The sequence below is a fragment of the Burkholderia sp. MS389 genome (assembly GCF_016899425.1).
Taxonomy (GTDB): Bacteria; Pseudomonadota; Gammaproteobacteria; order Burkholderiales; family Burkholderiaceae; genus Burkholderia; species Burkholderia sola.
In genome coordinates, this window is record NZ_CP045995.1 from 1,720,502 (window position 1) to 1,738,149 (window position 17,648).

The 17,648-nt window shown below is 62.7% G+C and carries 16 protein-coding genes and 1 pseudogene; 5 read left to right on the top strand and 12 right to left on the bottom strand.

What is annotated here, in order from left to right:
* Positions 1 to 36: 36 nt before the first annotated feature.
* Positions 37 to 369 (top strand): annotated as a pseudogene (locus GJG85_RS24005) (SOS response-associated peptidase family protein); the annotation flags it as partial.
* A 332-nt stretch (positions 370 to 701) separates the two neighbouring features.
* Here the strand turns inward: GJG85_RS24005 and GJG85_RS24010 are convergent.
* The 8 genes from GJG85_RS24010 to GJG85_RS24045 form a co-directional block, all read right to left on the bottom strand.
* Complete coding sequence (locus GJG85_RS24010; RefSeq protein ID WP_089489831.1) at positions 702 to 1,703, bottom strand: NADP-dependent oxidoreductase; 1,002 nt, start codon at positions 1,701 to 1,703, stop codon at positions 702 to 704.
* A gap of 315 nt (positions 1,704 to 2,018) precedes the next feature.
* Positions 2,019 to 2,882: an alpha/beta hydrolase gene (locus GJG85_RS24015; RefSeq protein WP_089490011.1), complete on the bottom strand. Its 864-nt coding sequence runs from the start codon at positions 2,880 to 2,882 to the stop codon at positions 2,019 to 2,021.
* 70 nt (positions 2,883 to 2,952) lie between these two features.
* Complete coding sequence (locus GJG85_RS24020) at positions 2,953 to 3,534, bottom strand: TetR/AcrR family transcriptional regulator (RefSeq protein WP_204383914.1); 582 nt, start codon at positions 3,532 to 3,534, stop codon at positions 2,953 to 2,955.
* A 45-nt stretch (positions 3,535 to 3,579) separates the two neighbouring features.
* Positions 3,580 to 4,830, bottom strand: a complete 1,251-nt coding sequence (locus GJG85_RS24025) for an NADH:flavin oxidoreductase/NADH oxidase family protein (protein WP_089489833.1) — start codon at positions 4,828 to 4,830, stop codon at positions 3,580 to 3,582.
* 6 nt (positions 4,831 to 4,836) lie between these two features.
* Positions 4,837 to 5,235 carry a helicase gene (locus GJG85_RS24030; RefSeq protein WP_089490012.1) on the bottom strand — a complete coding sequence of 133 codons (399 nt, stop codon included), beginning with the start codon at positions 5,233 to 5,235 and terminating at the stop codon, positions 4,837 to 4,839.
* Positions 5,236 to 5,290: 55 nt separating this feature from the next.
* Entirely contained in the window at positions 5,291 to 6,136 is an 846-nt protein-coding gene (locus tag GJG85_RS24035) for an alpha/beta hydrolase (RefSeq protein WP_204383916.1), read from the bottom strand.
* A 224-nt stretch (positions 6,137 to 6,360) separates the two neighbouring features.
* Positions 6,361 to 7,149 (bottom strand): SDR family oxidoreductase, encoded by a 789-nt coding sequence (locus GJG85_RS24040; RefSeq protein ID WP_089490013.1) that lies wholly within the window; start codon positions 7,147 to 7,149, stop codon positions 6,361 to 6,363.
* A gap of 56 nt (positions 7,150 to 7,205) precedes the next feature.
* Positions 7,206 to 8,288, bottom strand: a complete 1,083-nt coding sequence (locus tag GJG85_RS24045) for an alkene reductase (RefSeq protein ID WP_089489835.1) — start codon at positions 8,286 to 8,288, stop codon at positions 7,206 to 7,208.
* Positions 8,289 to 8,420: 132 nt separating this feature from the next.
* Here GJG85_RS24045 and GJG85_RS24050 point away from each other — a divergent pair, with 132 nt between their 5' ends.
* Complete coding sequence (locus GJG85_RS24050) at positions 8,421 to 9,050, top strand: TetR family transcriptional regulator (RefSeq protein ID WP_089489836.1); 630 nt, start codon at positions 8,421 to 8,423, stop codon at positions 9,048 to 9,050.
* 703 nt (positions 9,051 to 9,753) lie between these two features.
* Here the strand turns inward: GJG85_RS24050 and GJG85_RS24055 are convergent.
* The gene (locus tag GJG85_RS24055) at positions 9,754 to 11,085 is read right to left on the bottom strand and encodes an MFS transporter (RefSeq protein WP_050012116.1); all 1,332 of its coding nucleotides are present in this window, start codon (positions 11,083 to 11,085) and stop codon (positions 9,754 to 9,756) included.
* A 67-nt stretch (positions 11,086 to 11,152) separates the two neighbouring features.
* Positions 11,153 to 13,501, bottom strand: coding sequence for a cytochrome P450/oxidoreductase (locus GJG85_RS24060; RefSeq protein ID WP_089489837.1), 2,349 nt, complete (start codon positions 13,499 to 13,501; stop codon positions 11,153 to 11,155).
* 113 nt (positions 13,502 to 13,614) lie between these two features.
* Between GJG85_RS24060 and GJG85_RS24065 the strand changes: the two genes are divergently transcribed.
* Positions 13,615 to 14,445: an IclR family transcriptional regulator gene (locus GJG85_RS24065; RefSeq protein ID WP_089489838.1), complete on the top strand. Its 831-nt coding sequence runs from the start codon at positions 13,615 to 13,617 to the stop codon at positions 14,443 to 14,445.
* Between the two features lie 54 nt (positions 14,446 to 14,499).
* Here GJG85_RS24065 and GJG85_RS24070 read toward each other — a convergent pair whose 3' ends face one another.
* The gene (locus tag GJG85_RS24070; RefSeq protein WP_089489839.1) at positions 14,500 to 15,036 is read right to left on the bottom strand and encodes a carboxymuconolactone decarboxylase family protein; all 537 of its coding nucleotides are present in this window, start codon (positions 15,034 to 15,036) and stop codon (positions 14,500 to 14,502) included.
* A gap of 65 nt (positions 15,037 to 15,101) precedes the next feature.
* Between GJG85_RS24070 and GJG85_RS24075 the strand changes: the two genes are divergently transcribed.
* Together GJG85_RS24075 and GJG85_RS24080 are read left to right on the top strand one after the other, a co-directional pair.
* Entirely contained in the window at positions 15,102 to 16,139 is a 1,038-nt protein-coding gene (locus tag GJG85_RS24075) for an AraC family transcriptional regulator (RefSeq protein WP_089489840.1), read from the top strand.
* 50 nt (positions 16,140 to 16,189) lie between these two features.
* Positions 16,190 to 17,095, top strand: coding sequence for a LysR family transcriptional regulator (locus GJG85_RS24080; protein WP_089490014.1), 906 nt, complete (start codon positions 16,190 to 16,192; stop codon positions 17,093 to 17,095).
* A 57-nt stretch (positions 17,096 to 17,152) separates the two neighbouring features.
* Here GJG85_RS24080 and GJG85_RS24085 read toward each other — a convergent pair whose 3' ends face one another.
* Positions 17,153 to 17,632, bottom strand: a complete 480-nt coding sequence (locus GJG85_RS24085; protein ID WP_089489841.1) for a nuclear transport factor 2 family protein — start codon at positions 17,630 to 17,632, stop codon at positions 17,153 to 17,155.
* Between the last annotated feature and the right edge of the window lie 16 nt (positions 17,633 to 17,648).

Below are 17,648 nucleotides of genomic sequence, written 5' to 3' on the forward strand. Positions count from 1 at the left end.
CCTCAAGCCACGCACCGCTAGATTATTTTGCGCTGCTACCGGTGCCGCTTGCCGCGATTGACGGACGTAAACGAACGAAAGAAGCCGGGGGCCTATAACGGGCGCATCGACTCGCTCTCGACGGCCTGGCGAAAGGTCTTCGGATTCACGCACGGCATTGTGCTCGTCGACGCCTTCTTCGAGAACGTCCAGCTTGATGGTCAGCGCGTGGGGCTGCGCTTCGACCGAGCGCCCCCACAGCCTATGCAGGTTGCGTGCTTGTGGACGCGCACCGAGATCCCGGACGCGGACGATCTGTGGTCGATCGCGGTGGTCACCGATGATCCGCCGCCCGAAGTAGCGGCGGCCGGTCACAATCGTTGTATCTGAATACAACCAACTGCTAGATCGTCTAAGTCTTTGATCTGGTGGGCACTTCCACAACGAACAGGTTGTGGCTCGGTTCCCCAGTATCAGCGTTAGACGCCCCTTCGAGAGCATCGACCAACGCAAAATCGTCATCGTTTGCAAAAGAAGGAGGTCACTTCGCCGGCCGAAACCGACGCCGAAGGGGAAAATGTCGTCATACGTGCCGCGAAATACAGTCGTCCCGACGCTCGGCGTTGCGAACGCCTGACGCCGACTCGCCCAGGGGTAGGCGTATTGAGAGTCACACATCATTCCCGAGCTCGGCACGCCTCAACAATCAACCCTCAGGTACCTTACTTGATCTTGACCACGACCTTACCCTTGGCGCGTCCTTGCGCTAGGTACTCAAGCGCTTCCTTTGCCTGTTCAAACGGAAATACCTTGTCAATCACCGGATGGATGCGTTCTGACTTGACCAGTTTGCCAATCTCGGCGAGTTGAGCACCGTCGGGGCGTACGAAGAGAAATGAGTAGGTGACGTCCCGCGTTTTCGCGAGCCGCATGATCTTGCGGCTCATTAGGCTGAACACGAACCTCAGGACGAAGTTCAGCCCGCGAGCACGGGCGAACGCTACGTCCAGCGGCCCGATAAGAGAGACGATCTTGCCTCCGTGATTCAGGATTCCTATCGATTTTTCAATCGCGTCGCCCCTGATCGTGCCAATCACCACATCGTAGCCGCGCAGCACTTTCTCAAACTCTTGTTTCTTGTAGTCGACTACCTCGTCCGCGCCCAGGTTTGTAACCAATGGGATATTACCCGTACTGGTGGTGGTCCCTACTTTAGCACCAAAATACTTGGCCAATTGGATCGCAAACGTGCCAATACCGCCAGATCCCGCAGGAATGAACACCTTCTGACCCGCGTGAAGATTGGCACGTTCCTTCAGCGCTTGCCAGGAAGTGAGTGCGACCATTGGAACTGAGGCAGCCTGCACGAAGTCGAGATTAACCGGTTTTGGGGCTGCTGCACTCTCCGGTACAACGGCGAATTCGGCGATAGATCCTCTTCCAAGGTCGAACAGACTTGCAAAGATTGCGTCGCCTTTCTTGAAGCGAGTTACGCGGCTGCCAACATCGATCACAATGCCAGCGAGGTCGCTACCCATAGTCGCGGGCAGTTGGAACTTCAATACGGGTTTGAAAATTCCCGTCGGAATCATGTTATCGATCGGGTTCACCCCCGCGGCGTGAACCTCGACCAGCAGTTCGTCGGGCTTTAGTGTGGGGCGCGGAACTTCGGCGAACCCAATCTCGGGTGATTTGCCATAGCGTTTGAATGTGAGTGCTTTCATGTTGCTCTTACTCCGATGTTGCGTTGTATTGTGAAGGCGCTGAACTGAGCCGCGCTCACGCCCACGGCTGGGGTACTATCCAGCCGCTTCGACGCGAATGAGAACTTCGTCGTCGGCGAGTGAGGGATCTGGCACATCCTCATACACCAGGGTTTCAGGGCCTCCGGTCTTATGAAATCGGACTGATTTCATTTCTTTCTCCAAATTTCGGTGATGCTTTCGGCAATGCGCGTCGTCGACGAATTTTGGTCGAGAATCATGCGCGCTCTGCTGGGGTTCGCGAGAAGCTTCATACGTGGCTGCTCCACAGAGTATTCATTGCGATAGGAACTCCAGTGCCGTAGGTACGAAATTGGTGTAATGCTGGAAAATTCCACCGTGGCCCGCGTCCTGATAAATGACGAGTTGTGCATGGGGGATTCGGCGGGCCATATCGTGGCTTAAAGCGGTGGGTACCATAATGTCGTTATCCCCATTGGCGATCAGGACAGGGATGGGCAGGTTGGTGAGGTCCTGTGGCGCCTGCTGGCCCCAAGCCTTGATCGCCTTGAGTTGATGAAGGAAGGCGCGAGGTGTAGGCCCCTTGTCACGGCCAGTCTTACGTTCCTTCAACCGTTTCAAGAAGGCGCTTGCTGCCCGCCGGCCATTGGTTGTGGAGGTGAAGAACAGATAGGCCTTTGGATCGCGCAGCGTTAGCAGGCCTTTGAGCATCAGTGGCCAGGACACGGCACCCACACGATCGATGCCGTGACCGCCGGCGGGACCCGTGCCAGTGAGGATGAGCTTGCGCACCAGGCCGGGCGCCTTGAGAGCCACGTCCTGCGCCACGAATCCGCCGAGCGAGAAGCCAAGCAGGTCGATTCGATCAAAACCCATTGCCCGAATCACCGCGATGGTGTCGCGCGCCATCTCGTCCACGGTCACCGGCGCGATACCGCCGGATAAGCCAATTCCTCGATAGTCGATGGTGATAACGCGACGCTTGTGAGCCAAGCCGTCGACGATGCGCGGGTCGAAGTTATCCAGCACGGCTCCCCAATGGTTCAGCAAAACTAAAGGAATTCCGCCGTGCGGACCCAGTTCACGGTAGACGAAGGTGGTTCCAGCCGCCTTGACGAACTTGTTCGGTGCTTGAGCAAACGACGTTGCCGATTGGGTGTCTGGGTTGATGCTCTTCATCATTGACTCCTTGGGTGCTACTTTCATATGTCGAGCATCATGCTGACGGGTAAAAAAAAGCGGTCGGACTTCAATCCGCGCCGCAAGCAAGATGCTCGAGTGCTGCTTCAAGCATCGATTCGGACAACGGCTCTTCGTCGACTGCGCGCGCCAGGATCACGGCCCCAATCATCGTCGCTGCGGTCGCCAGGGCACGCTTGTGCGCATCGGGCTCGCCCCAGTCGGCCGATTGGCGAGAGACGACTTCGATCATTTCTTTGATGCGGCGCGTAATTGCGCGTCGTACCGCCGGCGCCTGACGCGGCATTTCCGTTCCCAGAGCGGCGATTGGGCAACCGGCCTCCGGGTTTTTCACGTGCTCCTTGGACAGATAAGCTCGCAGGAGCGCCCGCAGGGAATGCTCGGCGGGCACGGCTGCTGCATAGCGCAAAAAGGTGGCGATGGCATCGGCACCGGCACGATCCGCCAACTCGACCAGCATTGCCTCTCGCGAGGCGAAATGCCCATAAAACCCGCCGTGGGTGAGGCCCGCGTGCTTCATGATGTCGGCAATGGCGACGCCGTCATACCCGCTGCGGCGGATCACGCGCGCGCCAGCGTCGACGATGCGCTCGTGCGTGGCTTCCTTGGATCGGGTGGTGGATCGTTTCATATGACGTTCATCAGCGATGAGTTTCTGATCGCAAGCCCTCGGCACTCAATTGCGCGCCCGCAGACGCCGCGTGCGAAACGTTCCCCAGCCGCTGCTGAAAGCAGACTTCAAGAATGCTGCAAGCCCGCCCTCGTCGGGGCGCGGTTTCCTACCCCTCGCAATGCGCTTGAGCTGGCGCGTGTACCACAGCACCTCCATGATTCCGAGGCGATCGACAGCCTTGAGGCCGGTACTGATTGGGTGCACCTGCTGCAGGCTATCGCGCCCTTGAAGCAAGGCGGCGGGGGCATCGGGATCGATCGCGAGCAGCCGCGCCAAGCCCACCACATCCAGCGCGCTGGAGTGCAGCGCCGCGTTCATGCCGGCAGCGGTGCGAAAACCACCGGTCACCATGAGTGGCACTTTGACTGCTGCGCGCACCTTCTGGGCAAAATCAAGGAAGTAGGCTTCTCGGGCCGCGGTGGATTCCTTCTTCGGTTCTCGCATCGCCCCGCTCATGGCAGGCGCCTCATAGGTACCGCCAGAAATCTCGATCAGGTCGATCCCTGCATCGCTCAACGCGCGGATTGTCTCGATCGATTCTTCTTCCGTAAAACCACCGCGCTGGAAGTCGGCCGAATTGAGCTTGATTCCCACCGGGAAGTCCGGGCCGACCTGCCGGCGGATTTCCGCATAGACGGCCAATACGAAGCGGCGCCGCTTCTCGGGACTGCCGCCCCATTCGTCGCTGCGGCGGTTGTGGTGCGGAGAAAGAAATTGGCTGATCAGATAGCCATGTGCTCCATGGATCTCTACGCCACTGAACCCAGCCTTCTTGCAAATAGCCGCACTGCGCCCGAAGCGTTCGATGATTTCTTGAATCTCGGAGGTGGTCGCTTCGCGCGGTGTCTCGAAGAATGCCGCCATGTCCTCGCGGAAAGGAACCGCGGAGGGAGCGAGGTTGAAGGCGTTCAAACCCTTGGTCGATTGCTTTCCAGGATGGTTGAGCTGCACCCAGATCGACGCCCCTTGCGCGGTTGCAGCCTCCGCCCACTGGCGCAGCACGGGCAAGTCTGCCTCGTCTTCGATCACGACATTCCCGGGCTCGCCCAACGCGCGGCGGTCGATCATCACGTTCCCCGTCATGATCAGTCCGAGCCCCGACGCAGCCCAGCGTCGGTACAACTGCACCAGGTCCGGTGTCGGGCGATTATCGTAGGTGCCCAGGGTCTCGCTCATGGCGGCCTTGGCGAGCCGGTTGCGCAGCAAGCTGCCATTGGGCAGGCGCAGCGGCTGGTTCAGCAGATCTGGTTTCATGGCAACTCAGAAGACGGTGCGGTCGTAAGGCAAGATGACTTTCGGAGGCTGCAGGAACGCCGTCAGGCCCTGAAACCACAACACTTCCCGGAAGTCGCCACTGATGATCAGGTCTTTACTGCCCACTCCCCGGAGGAACGCCGCTTGGGCATCCTTGGCCGACAGAATCTCGAAGCCTTTGGCGGCACTCGTAAAGGTGAGCGTGAATCGAGGAGTCGCTGCCAGGCCCGCAAACGATCGGACGGTGCCATCTTTGATAACAAAGTAGCGCCCGGCGCCCGAAACCGTACGAATCTGGAATACCAGGCTCTTGGACGCGACGTAGCGTGCGGCGTTGGCGTCGCTCCTGATCTTGCGTCTCAGCATCTGGGCGAATGCCCACAACAGGAACTTGAACTTAAGCATTTCGGGCATCCCTTTAACCTGAGAAAAGTGCGTTCGGACTATGACGACTGTCGCGTCACTCGCTCAGAAACTGAATTGCGTGACCCAGGAAGCGTTGCGGATACTGGAACTGCGCTGCGTGGCCGGCGTCCGGGTAAATGAACAACTGAGCATTTGGCAAGTTGCGAGCCATGTAGAACGAATTAATCGTCGGGACCATCACGTCGTTCACGCCATTGAGGATGAACGTCGGCTGCCGGATGTTGCGCAGATACGCGAAAGGATCGTCTTCCGAGAGCCTCGGCATGTACAGCATGTTGGCCTCAATCTGCGCGATAGAGACTTCCGGCGACGATGGCGGATCTTGGTCGGCTCGCATATGACGCCGCTCCCAGAACGCCCTTGCTGCCTGCTCAGCCTCTGCTGATCGGCCGAAGAACAGATAGAGGAAGTCTTCGAACGCAGGGACCGGATTGACCGCTGTCGTCAACACTCGCTGCTCCATTTCGGGACTTCCCCCACGCGGCCCAGTACCCAGCAGCATCAGCTTGCGCACGAGCTCGGGATGGCGCCAGGTCAGGTCCAGCGCCTGAAACCCTCCCAACGAAAAACCCAGAACGTCGATTTGCTGCAAGCCGAGTGCGCCAACGAAGGCCGCTGCGTCATCGGCCATGTCCTCAATGCGAGTTCGTGGTTGCCCGCCGGAGGACGCGACGCCGCGACCGTTGTAGAGAATGACTTCGCGGCTTTGGGCAAGCCCATCCGTCATCAGCGGATCCCAGTTGTCCATCCCCCCACGGAAGTGCTGCAGGAACAGTAACGGCCGCTGCGAAGAGTCTGCCTTACCCCAGCGGCGGTAGGCGAATCGAGTACCGTCGACATCCACGAAGCGCGTGGGCGTAGTGATATGGGTGACAGTCATGTTTTCACCTGTTGAGGCAGCTTCGCAGCTTCAATGCGCTAGAAATGCCAACACTTGGGGCGCAAAGTCCTCGTGGTATTGGTCGCTCCGCCGTTTGCTGCAATTGCTTTACAGACCACGGCGCCCCCTGAAACAACCAGAGGGTGCAGTGTCGGGATGCAAAAAATCGGCTTCTTACAGATCAGGTACAGCCTAACGCTCGCCAACGGCAGAAACGGCAATAGTCAGGCGTTGAGCTGATAGCGCTCGGCCGCGTGTGCTTGTCGAATGTCCGACAACAGTCCCTGGCGAGCGCCATCCAGCGCGTCCCACCGCCCGGCTACGTGCAGCGGCGGGATCGTGACCAGTTCGCGACGGTCGAACCCGATCAATGCCGCATCCACCAACTCTCCGACTTCCATCACCTCGGGAAGCGTGTTCACGTCGACCCCGGCGCGCTCCCAGATCTCCGTGCGCGTCGCCGCCGGCAGTACGGCTTGCACGTAGACGCCCTTGGGCGACAACTCGAGGTTCAGGCCCTGCGACAGGAACAGCACGAATGCCTTCGTCGCGCCGTAGATCGACATGCCGAACTCGGGCGCGAAACCCACCACCGAGCCAATGTTGACGATCGAGCCGTTACCGGACTGCACAAAGCGTGGCGCGACCGCGGCTGCAAGCCTCGTCAGCGCCGTCGTGTTGAGCGTGATCAGGCGTTCGATGCTTTCCGGGGTTTGCTGCAGGAAGCCGCCCGGCTGAGCCACGCCGGCATTGTTAATCAGAATTCCTATTCGACTGTCATCGCGCAGACGAGCCTCGAGCGCGGACAGATCGGTGGACTGGGTCAGGTCGGCCTGCAGCACTTCTACGGCCACACCGCTTTCCTCACGCAGGCGGGTTGCCAAGGCATCCAGTCGCGCCTTGTCACGGGCGACAAGGACGAGGTCATGGCCACGCCGAGCGAAGCGCTCGGCGTAGGTGGCGCCGATGCCGCTGGAGGCGCCGGTGATGAGGACTGTCGGAAGCGTGGTCATGGGTACTTTCCTTTGCAAGGGTTCTTCTGGCTGAGGCTTGATCAAGAGCACGAGCCTTAGCCGGAAATCGTCGGGTAATCGATGTAGCCTACCGCGCCACCGCCATAGAGCGTCGCCGGGTTGAGTTGCGTCAGGGGTGCGCCGTGCTTCAGGCGTTCGACCAGGTCCGGGTTGCTGATAAACGGACGGCCAAACGCGAACAAGTCGGCTCTGCCCTCATTGAGTTGAGTGGTGGCGAATTCCAGGTCGTATCCGTTGTTGGCCAGATAGGTCTGCTTGAAACGGCGGCGCAGCGCGTCATAGTCGAATGCCGCCACATCGCGTGGGCCGCCAGTCGCGCCTTCGACCACGTGCAGATAGACGATGCCTTGCGCGCTGAGCTGTTCGGCGATGTAGTCGTACTGCGCTTGCGGATCGCTGCAGGAAATGCCGTTGGCCGGCGAAACGGGCGAGATGCGCACGCCGGTGCGCTCAGCGCCGATTTCCTTGACCACGGCGGCGACTACTTCCAGCAGCAGGCGCGCACGGTTCTCGATCGAGCCGCCGTAGTCGTCGGTGCGATGGTTGGCCCCGTCCTTGATGAACTGCTCCAGCAGATATCCGTTGGCGCCGTGAATTTCCACGCCGTCGAAACCGGCGGCAATCGCATTGGCCGCAGCCTGTCGAAAGTCGTTCACGATGCCCGGCAGCTCGGTGAGTTCCAAGGCGCGTGGCTCGGACACGTCGGCAAATCCGTTGTTGACGAAAGTCTTCGTCTCGGCGCGGATAGCGGAAGGTGCGACCGGCGCCGTACCGCCAGGTTGCAGGTCAGTGTGCGAGACGCGGCCCACATGCCAGAGCTGCGCGAAGATGCGTCCACCCTTGGCATGTACGGCGTCCGTGACCTTCCGCCAGCCAGCGATCTGCTCGGGCGTGTACAGGCCGGGAGTGTCCTGATAGCCCTGGGCCTGGGCCGAAACCTGAGTGGCCTCCGTGATGATCAGGCCGGCCGACGCACGCTGGGCGTAGTAGGTCGCGGCATGCTCGCTGGGCACCAACCCGGCGCCGGCTCGGTTGCGGGTCAGCGGTGCCATGACGATGCGATTGGCGAGCGTCAGGCCACCGAGGGCGTACGGCTCGAAAAGCGTTTTCTCTGACATGTCGTTCCAGCGTCGGGTGGTGGGAATGGCTTAATGATGACGACCATAATCTAACGTGTCAAGACTTTGATGACGACCAACATCAATGTATAGTCAGGCCATCAGACAGGAACGCGCTCACGGAGAGGAAAAGTGAAGGTCACCAAGGCACAGGCCCAGGCCAACCGGGCCCACGTTGTTGAAACAGCGTCGACGCTGTTCAGGGAGCGCGGTTTTGATGGGGTCGGAGTAGCGGATCTGATGAGCGCAGCCGGGTTCACCCACGGCGGCTTCTACAAGCACTTCCGCTCAAAGACCGATCTGATGGCGGAATCGGCGGCGTGCGGCATGGCGCAAACCGTTGCGCTATCGGCCGGGGTGGACGCATCGGAGTTCGTGCGGCAGTATCTCGCGCGCGAGCACCGCGACGCGCGCGCAACCGGCTGCACGATGGCTGCGCTGGGTGGGGATGCCGCGCGTCAACCCGAAGCGGTCCGAGCCACATTCGCGGACGGCATCGAAAGACTGCTGGCGGCGTTGGTCCAGGAACATGATTCGTCAGACGGTGCAGACTCGGAGGAGGCCCGAGCCGACTGCCTCGACATCATGGCGCATGCGGTCGGCGCCATTGTGTTGTCGCGCGCGTGCCCAGATGATTCTCCACTGGCCGACGAAATCCTGACGGTATGCCGCGACAAGATTCTCGCGACACTGGGCCCGTCGGCGACAGCGCGCGAACCGGGTCGCAATCAGGGTAACGACAGCTCCGCCAAGTCAAATTGACATCGGGCGCCGACGGCCACCTGGAAGGTATTGGAGATCATGGAATACGAGAGCTCCAACAACTGTTGTTCCCTGCGGGGCCGACTATCGTTCTCTTCTTTTATCATTCGGCTCCAAACCGTCCATGGCCCACGCGTGAATAGCCGTTAACGTTCCAAGATCAAGGTCTTTGGGGTCGGTTGCGCCGAAATATTGAACCCATTTTTTAAATATATCGGTCTGCTTCTCGGCAGATATGTGACAACGAGAATTCGTCAGTCATGTCGCAATCCTTATGATTGGTGCGGTTCGAAAATGATGACCCATGCTCGGTGCGAACTGGAAAACTAGACATCTGTTGCCTCAGCATGCCTTTCTTCGCACCACGCATGCCTCTCCGTGTCGTTCGAGCGCCCTTGGCGATCCGCTGCGGTAGGTCGGATATGACCGTTTGCATGAGCGCACAACGTGTGACGGGCAGGTAGCCGGCCTTCCGTGTGCCGTATCCGCATCTAATAGAAAGTCCAATTTCACTTCATCGGCCGCTCACCTAGCTCCAATATGGCTCGGTCCTTGACGTTCATTGATCCGTGGGAACCCTTGCTGCATGAGCGTTTCAACGCCGTATCCACATCTAATCGAAGAAACGTATCCGCATCTAATCGAAGATCACACCGCAGCCGCGCAACCCGCTTCTTCGCCCGCATCACGCGGCCGCCGTTCTTTACGCATGCGTCGAACGCGGCCGGTCGTTCGTCCGCATCGCATGTCCGGCGAACATCGACTGTGAATCGATGTCCTCACCGCGCGATTCGCGCGACGCGATCACCGCGACGAACGCGGGAAGCGCCATCAGCATCGCGTAACCCGCGACGAAGATCGCCGAGCCCGTATAGCTGACGAGCAGCGTGCCGACGATCGGGGCGATCGACCCGCCGAGCACCGATGCGAGCTGATAGCTGGTCGACAGTGCGGTAAAGCGCACCCGCGTCGGAAACAGTTCGGCCATGTACGCGGCCATCGGTCCGAGAATGATGCCGTGGCAGGCCAGGCACGCGATCAACGCGAGTTGCAGATGCGCATAATCGCTGCCCGGCGACAACGTGAACAACGAACAACCGGCGACCGCCGCGCCGAGCAAGCCGGCGATCAGCACCGGGCGCCGTCCGACCCGGTCCGACACGTGCGCGGCGATCAGGATGACGACGACCTCGATCGCCGACGCCCACATCAGCGCGGACAGCGCCTGCGGCCGGCTGAAGTGCAGATAGCCGGTCGCGAGTCCGAGCGCGAACGTCGAGAACAGATACAGGAACGTGTTTTCCGCGGCCTTCACGAAGAACGCACGCGCCATCTGCCGCCAGTTGCCCGCACACGTTTCGCGCAGCGACGCGCGCTCGACCGTCCGATGCGCGGCGGCCAGCTCGGCGAATGCCGCCGATTCCTCGACGCGCCGGCGCGTCCAGAAACCGACGATCACGAGCAGCGCGGAGATGAAGAACGGAATCCGCCACGCCCAGTCGACGAATGCGGCATCGCCGTAGAACCGCTGCACCAGCCCGATCACGAACGCGGTCAGCACGTTCGCGAGCGGGCCGGCGAACATCGTGAAGCTGGTCCAGAAGCCGCGCTGCGCGGCGGGCATCGATTCGGCGATCATCAGGATCGCCCCGGTCGCTTCGCCGCCGACCGCGATCCCCTGCACGATCCGCAGCAGCACGAGCAGCAGCGGCGCCGCGATGCCGATCGACGCATAGGTCGGCAACAGGCCGACGCAGAACGTGCTGATGCCCATCATCAGCAGACTGACGACGAGCGTCTTGCGGCGGCCGATGCGGTCGCCGATCATCCCGAACACGATGCCGCCGAGCGGCCGCGCGACGAAGCCGACCGCGAACGTCGCGAGCGCGAGCAGCGTGGCCGCGAGCGGATTGCCGACGACGAAGAACTGCTTGTCGAACACGAGCACCGCGCACGCGGCGAACGCGAAGAAGTCGTACCACTCGAGCGTGGTGCCGACGGTGCAGGCGAACATCAGGTTGGCACGCTTTTTCATCGCGCATGTCTCCGGTCTTTTTTGTGGTTTATGGGGGGCGAGCGGCGCTCGCGGCGCCACCGCGCGTTCAAAGTTCGAGAACGAGCCGCTCGCCACCGCACGCGCGCGAACAGCAGGTCATCATGCGGTCGTGCGCGTCGCGCTCCGCGCGCGTGAGCACGCTGTCGCGATGATCGACTCGACCGGCCAGCACGCGGACTTCGCACGAGCCGCACAGCCCTTCTCGGCAGTCGCTCTGCACGTCGATGTTCGCGTGCTGCAACGCGTCGAGCACGGTCTGGTTCGCCGAGACCGTCAGCGTGATGCCCGAATCCTTCAGTTCGACTTCGAACGGCCGCTCCTTCGACGGATCCAGCGCCGCCTTCGTCGACACGAAATGCTCGACTCGCAGCGCATCGCGCGGCCAGTGCGCGCAGCTCGCTTCGAGTGCGTCGAGCATCCGCGCGGGGCCGCACGCGTAGATGTGCGTGTCGTCGGCCGGCTGCGCGAACAGCGCGCGAAAGTCGTTACGCGAGCCTTCTTCCGACACGTATACGTGCAGACGCTCCCCATGCAGCGCGGCGAGCGTGCCGAGCATCGCCATCGACGCACGTCGCGAGCCGCTGTAGTGGATTTCGTAATCGATGCCGCGCGCCTTCGCTTCGCGCGCCATCGCACTGATCGGCGTAATGCCGATGCCGCCCGCGACGAAGATGGCCTTGTCGACGTCGGCTGCGAAGCGGAAGTGATTGCGCGCGCCGCGAATCTTCAGCCCATCGCCGGCGCGCAGGTTCGCATGCACCCACGCCGATCCGCCGCGGCTCTGCGCTTCGTGCAGTACCGCGATCTCGTACACGTCGCGCTCGTCCGGGTCGCCGCACAGCGAATACTGGCGCGTGATGCCGGTATCGCCGCAGATCACGTCGATGTGCGAGCCGGGCGTCCAGCGCGGCAGCGGGCGGCCGTCGGCGGACACGAGCCGGATGTGGGCGATGCGATCCGCGCACATCGACACGCGTTCGACCGTGACCGCGCGGCTCACCGCGTGCGACGGCGGCTCGCCGATGCGCACCGCCGCGCGCGGGTGCAGCACCGACGGGTCGCGGCGCTCGGGATTCAGCGCAGGATCCCATTCGACGTACAGATGCTCGGGGCCTCGGAACGACGTGTTCGGCACATACGTGAAGCGCTGCTCGGCGAGCTTCATGTGCGGCAGACGGCGCGTGAACTCGTCGAGGAAGACCTGCATCTCCATGCGCGCGAGATTCTTGCCCATGCACTGATGCGATCCATAGCCGAACGTCAGCTGATCGTTCGCGTTCTCGCGGCGGATGTCGAACAGGTCGGCGTCCGCGAAGCGCGCTTCGTCGTGATTCGCGGACGACGTGACGATCAGCAGCTTCGAGCCCGCCGGAATGTCGATGCCGCCGATCGTCACGTCCTTCGTCGCGAGCCGTCGCCATGCGGCGACCGAGCCGTTGTGGCGCAGGCACTCCTCGACTGCGTTCGGAATCAGCGACGGATCCTCGCAGATGTCGCGCCACGCGTCCGGATGCTGCAGCAGCAGTTTCATCGCGTTCGCCGTCGCGTTCGCGGTCGTCTCGTGCGCCGCGACGATGCCCGCCATCATCATCGAATGCAGATACGAATCGGTGATCACGTCCGGCAGTTCCTTCTGCTTGCGGATCCCGTACTGCATCCAGCCGGGCCCGGACGGATTCTCGCGCATCTTGTCGAGCACCTTGCCCGCGAACTGCCAGAACTTGCCGACCGCATGCGCGACCGCGACCTGCTCCTCCGGTTTCGGGCGCCCCCACGTGTTGATCGTGTGCGCGATCGAGTATTCGCGCAGCGTGTCCATGTCCTCCTCGGGCACGCCGAGAAAGTGCAGCGCGACGGTGAGCGGCACTTCCCACAGCATCTGGTCGACCAGATCCGCTCGACCGTCGTCGATGAAGCGGTCCACGTATTCGCGTGCGAGCCGGCGCACCATCGGTTCGTGATGCTTCAGCGCGTCGGGCGTGAACGGGTCGAGCAGCGCGCGGCGGCGCGGCATGTGCGCGGGCTCGTCCTCGTTGACGAGCGTGCGGTTCAGCGCAAAGCCGTATGACGCGAGCACCGCGTTCGCCTCGGGGCCGGTGGGCGTGATCTTCTCCAATGCGATCGACGGGCTGAACGTGAGGTTGTCGCGAAAGATCGCCTTGATGTCGTCGTAGCGCGTGACGACCCAGTAGCCGAGTTTGGGGCTGTAGAACACGGGCTCCTGCTCGCGCGCCCAGCGCACGTACTCGGGCGGGTCCTGCTGGTAGCCGTCGTCGAACGGATCGAACGCGGCTGCGGCGGCGCTCACCGGACAGCCGTTCGGTGCGCTCGCCGCGGCCGGCGCAGGATGAAACGGACACTTCGACGATGACGCGTGGCGCTCCGTGACGGACATGATTCGCTCCCGTGCTATGATTTTGCGTAAATCTAATACGCAATGCGTAATCAAACGACTGGGGTAAACCTTGGCGGCCGGGCGCCGCCGGCCGTCCGGCTAGAATCCGGCTTATGGAAAAAATCGCCAGAACGAAGAAGACCGCGCCGCCCGAGCGCGACCGTCGGCAACGCGTCCAGTCCGCGTCGACCGGCCTGCTCGTGCTGAAGGAACTCGCCGCGTGCGGCGGCCGCGCCACGCTGACCGCGCTCGCGGCGCGGCTCGACGAGAATCCCGCGAAGGTTCACCGCTATCTGGCGAGCCTGATGGAGGAATCGTTCGTCACGCAGGAGCGCGCGAGCCAGCAATACGTGCTCGGCCCCCAGTGCATCTCGATCGGGCTCTCGGCGATCCGGATGGCCGACCCGATACGGCTCGCCGAACCGTCGCTCGTGCGCGTGCGCGAGCGCCTGGAAGTAACGTGCTTCGTCGCGATCATGGGCAACCGCGGGCCGACGATCATGCGCTTCGAAGAGCCCGGCCTGCCGGTCACGGTCAACGTTCGCGCCGGCTCGGTGATGTCGTTGCTATGGTCCGCAACCGGGCGGCTGTTCCTCGCGCTGCTCGACGAGCCGAAGGTGCGACAGCTTGCGGAAGACGAACTCGCGTCGGCGCCGGCCGAGCTGCGCGCGCAGCTCGATCGACGCGATCCGGTCGGTCACTTGCAGCGCGAGATTCGCGCGGCCGGCCTCGCGACCGTCTGCGACACGAACCTGAAGGGCATCAGCGCCGTGTCGGCACCGCTATTCGATGCGAACGGACATATGTGTGCGGCGATCACCGCGTTGGGCGCGACCGGCGGCTTCGACGCATCGATCGACGGGCCGGTCGCAACGGCACTGCGCCACGAGGCCGCGCTGATCAGCGGCGAGCTCGGGTACAGCGCCGATTCCGACGGCCGGTAGTGCGCCAGTGTATCGGCGCGGACGCGGGCTTCCTGCCCGCGATCCACCGCGCCGTTACGCCACGGCCGGAAAATCGAGCGTCGTATCGTTCACGCGATTGACGAGGTTCGTGAACGTGATCGACGCGATCGCGAGATTGATCTCGATGAGCTGGCGTTCCGTATAGCCCGCTGCGCGCACCGCATCGACGACCGCAATGGGGACCGTGCCGTGCGTGCCGACGAGCGTACGGACATACGCGACCAGCGCGTCGCGCGCGGCGTCGCCGGTTGCCGCGCCCGCGCGCACCTGCTTCAGCTGATCGCTCGTCAGGCCTGCCAGCTTGCCCATCAGCGTGTGAGCGGCGACGCAGTAATCACATCCCGCGTATTCGCTGACCGCGAGCTTGATCGTTTCGATATCGGCCTTGCCGAGCGTGCTCGCCGCGACCGCCGCATCGAACGCCAGCGCCGCGCCGAGCGCTTCGGGGCTTTGCGTGCCGATGGTTGCGTATGCGTTGGGCACCTTGCCGACGGCCTTCTTGATCTTCGCGAACACTTCAGCGGTCGCGCCGGTTGCCTCTTCAGGGCGAATGGTGGTGAGACGGGACATGATCGACTCCTTGCTTCGTGGTTGAACGGTTAGCCATGTCGTATGGCATGGGAGTCAGTGTAGGGATGCGCGACGGTTTCTTTAATGCCATACTGCCGCAACTCCATGCTCAAACGTCTCATATGGAAATGCTCGACCGATTGCTGTCGATGATGCCGGTCACCGGGCGGCTCGACGTGCGGTGCCACTTCGGGGCGCCGTGGCGCATCGACCATCCCGAGTCGAGCGAGTGGGAACTCCCCTATCACATCCTGTTGCGCGGCGAGGCCGTCGTCGAGTGCGAGACGGACGGAGAAGACGAACCGACGCTCCGGATGAAGGCCGGCGACATCGTCGTGTTTCCGTCCGGCAGCGCCCATCGGCTGCACGACGGCAGCGGCGAGGCGCCGCGCGCGGCGCGCGAGCGGCACAGGAACGGCCTGACCGTTGCGACGAACGGCAGCGCCAATGCGAACACCGATGTGCTGTGCGGGCGCTTCGTGCTGCCTGCCGTCCCGCAGCAGTTGCTGCGCGATCATCTGCCGCGACGTCTGATCGTGAGCAGCGTAACCGCGGGCGACGAACAGACGCGCGACGCCGCGTTTGCAGCCACGCGGCTCGCGCGGGTCATCGAATTGATGCGCGAGGAAGTGCTGGAGCAACGCGCCGGTAGTGCCGCGGTCGTGGATCATCTGTCCGGCGCGCTGTTCGCGTTGACCCTGCGCAGTGCGTCCGACGCAGGCCACGCGCCGCGCGGGCTGCTTGCACTGGCACAACGTCATCGGCTGCAGCCGGCGCTCGCAGCGATGTTCGACGAGCCCGAAAAGCCCTGGACGCTGGCCCGGCTGGCCGAGCGCTGCCACATGTCGCGCGCGACGTTCGCACGCCACTTCGACGAGGCAATCAGCCGCTCGGCAACCGATGTCCTGACTGAAATCCGCATGGCGCTTGCCGGGCGCAAGCTCGCGCAAACGACGATGTCCGTCGCCGAGATCGGCGAATCGGTCGGTTATCGATCCGAGGCCGCGTTCCAACGGGTGTTCAAACGGCAGGTCGGCATGACGCCGGCGAAGTGGCGCATGCGATCGTCGAGCATCGCGGAGCCGGACGCGCGTTCATCCTGACGCACGATGCGCGTGCGGACACGTTCACTTCACCCGGATATCTTTCATACATGGACAGGCTTCAGGCCATGACCACCTTCGTCACGGTGGTCGAGACGGAAGGGTTCGCATCGGCGGCGCGCAAGCTGAACGTCTCGCCGTCGGTGATCAGCCGCGTGATGACGGAACTCGAGGAATATCTCGGCGTGCGGCTGTTGACGCGGACGACGCGCGTGGTCCGCATCACCGATGCGGGCGCGTCGTTTTACGAGGACTGCCGGCGCATTCTGGCCGACATCGACGCGGCCGAGCTTTCCGCCACCGGCACCGGCAATACGCCACGCGGCCAGCTCACCGTCACGGCGCCCGTGCTGTTCGGCAAGAGCTACGTGACGCCGATCGCGCTCGAGTATCTGCAGCAGCATCCTTCCGTCAATCTCAACTGCTGGTTTCTGGACCGCGTCGTCAATCTCGTCGATGAAGGCGCCGACGTGGCCGTGCGCATCGGCGAGCTGCCGAACTCGTCGCTGCAGGCGATCTCGGTCGGCAAGGTACGTCGCGTGCTGTGCGCGTCTCCCGCTTATTTAGACGCGCACGGCACGCCGCAGCATCCGGACGATCTCGCGGCTCACGTCACGATTCAGGCGACGGGCATCACGCCGGCGCCCGAATGGCGCTTCCGCGCGCGGGACAAGACGCTCACCGTCCCCATTCAGCCACGCCTGCTGACCACGACGAACGATTCCGCGATTGCCGCGGCAACGGCCGGCCTCGGCATCGTGCGCCTGCTGTCCTATCAGGTGGTCGACGAACTCGCGCAAGGCACGCTGTGCGTGCTGCTGGCCGAGCACGAACTTGCGCCGCTCCCGGTTCACGTCGTGCATCGGGAGGGCCGGCACGCGAACCGGAAAGCGCGCGCGTTCATCGATCTCTGCGTCGAAAAGCTGAGAGCCCAAGCGCCGATGTGGTCTGCCTAGCAGGCACCGGCGAGTCGGCACGCGTAGCGAGCATCGCGCGCCGTAGGCAAGCAGGCCCTACAGGCCGAGATCGCTCAGGCCCGGATGATCGTCGGGCCTGCGCCCGAGCGGCCAGAAGAACTTCCGGTCGGCCTCGGCGATCGGCAGATCGTTGATGCACGCATGCCGGTGATGCATGAGGCCATCGTCGCCGAATTCCCAGTTCTCGTTGCCGTACGAGCGATACCAGTTCTGCGCGTCGTCATGCCACTCGTACGCGAAGCGCACGGCGATCCGGTTGCCGCCGTACGCCCACAACTCCTTGATGAGCCGGTAGTCGAGTTCGCGCTGCCACTTGCGTGTGAGCAGCGCAACGATCGCCGGACGGCCCGTCGCGAATTCGGCGCGGTTGCGCCACACGCTGTCGACGCTGTACGCGAGCGAAACCTTCTCCGGATTGCGCGTATTCCACCCGTCTTCGGCGAGCCGCACTTTCTCGATCGCCGTCTCCAGCGAGAACGGTGGAACCGGCGGGCGAACAATGTTGACGTCTTTCATGGTCAAACTCCTTTCG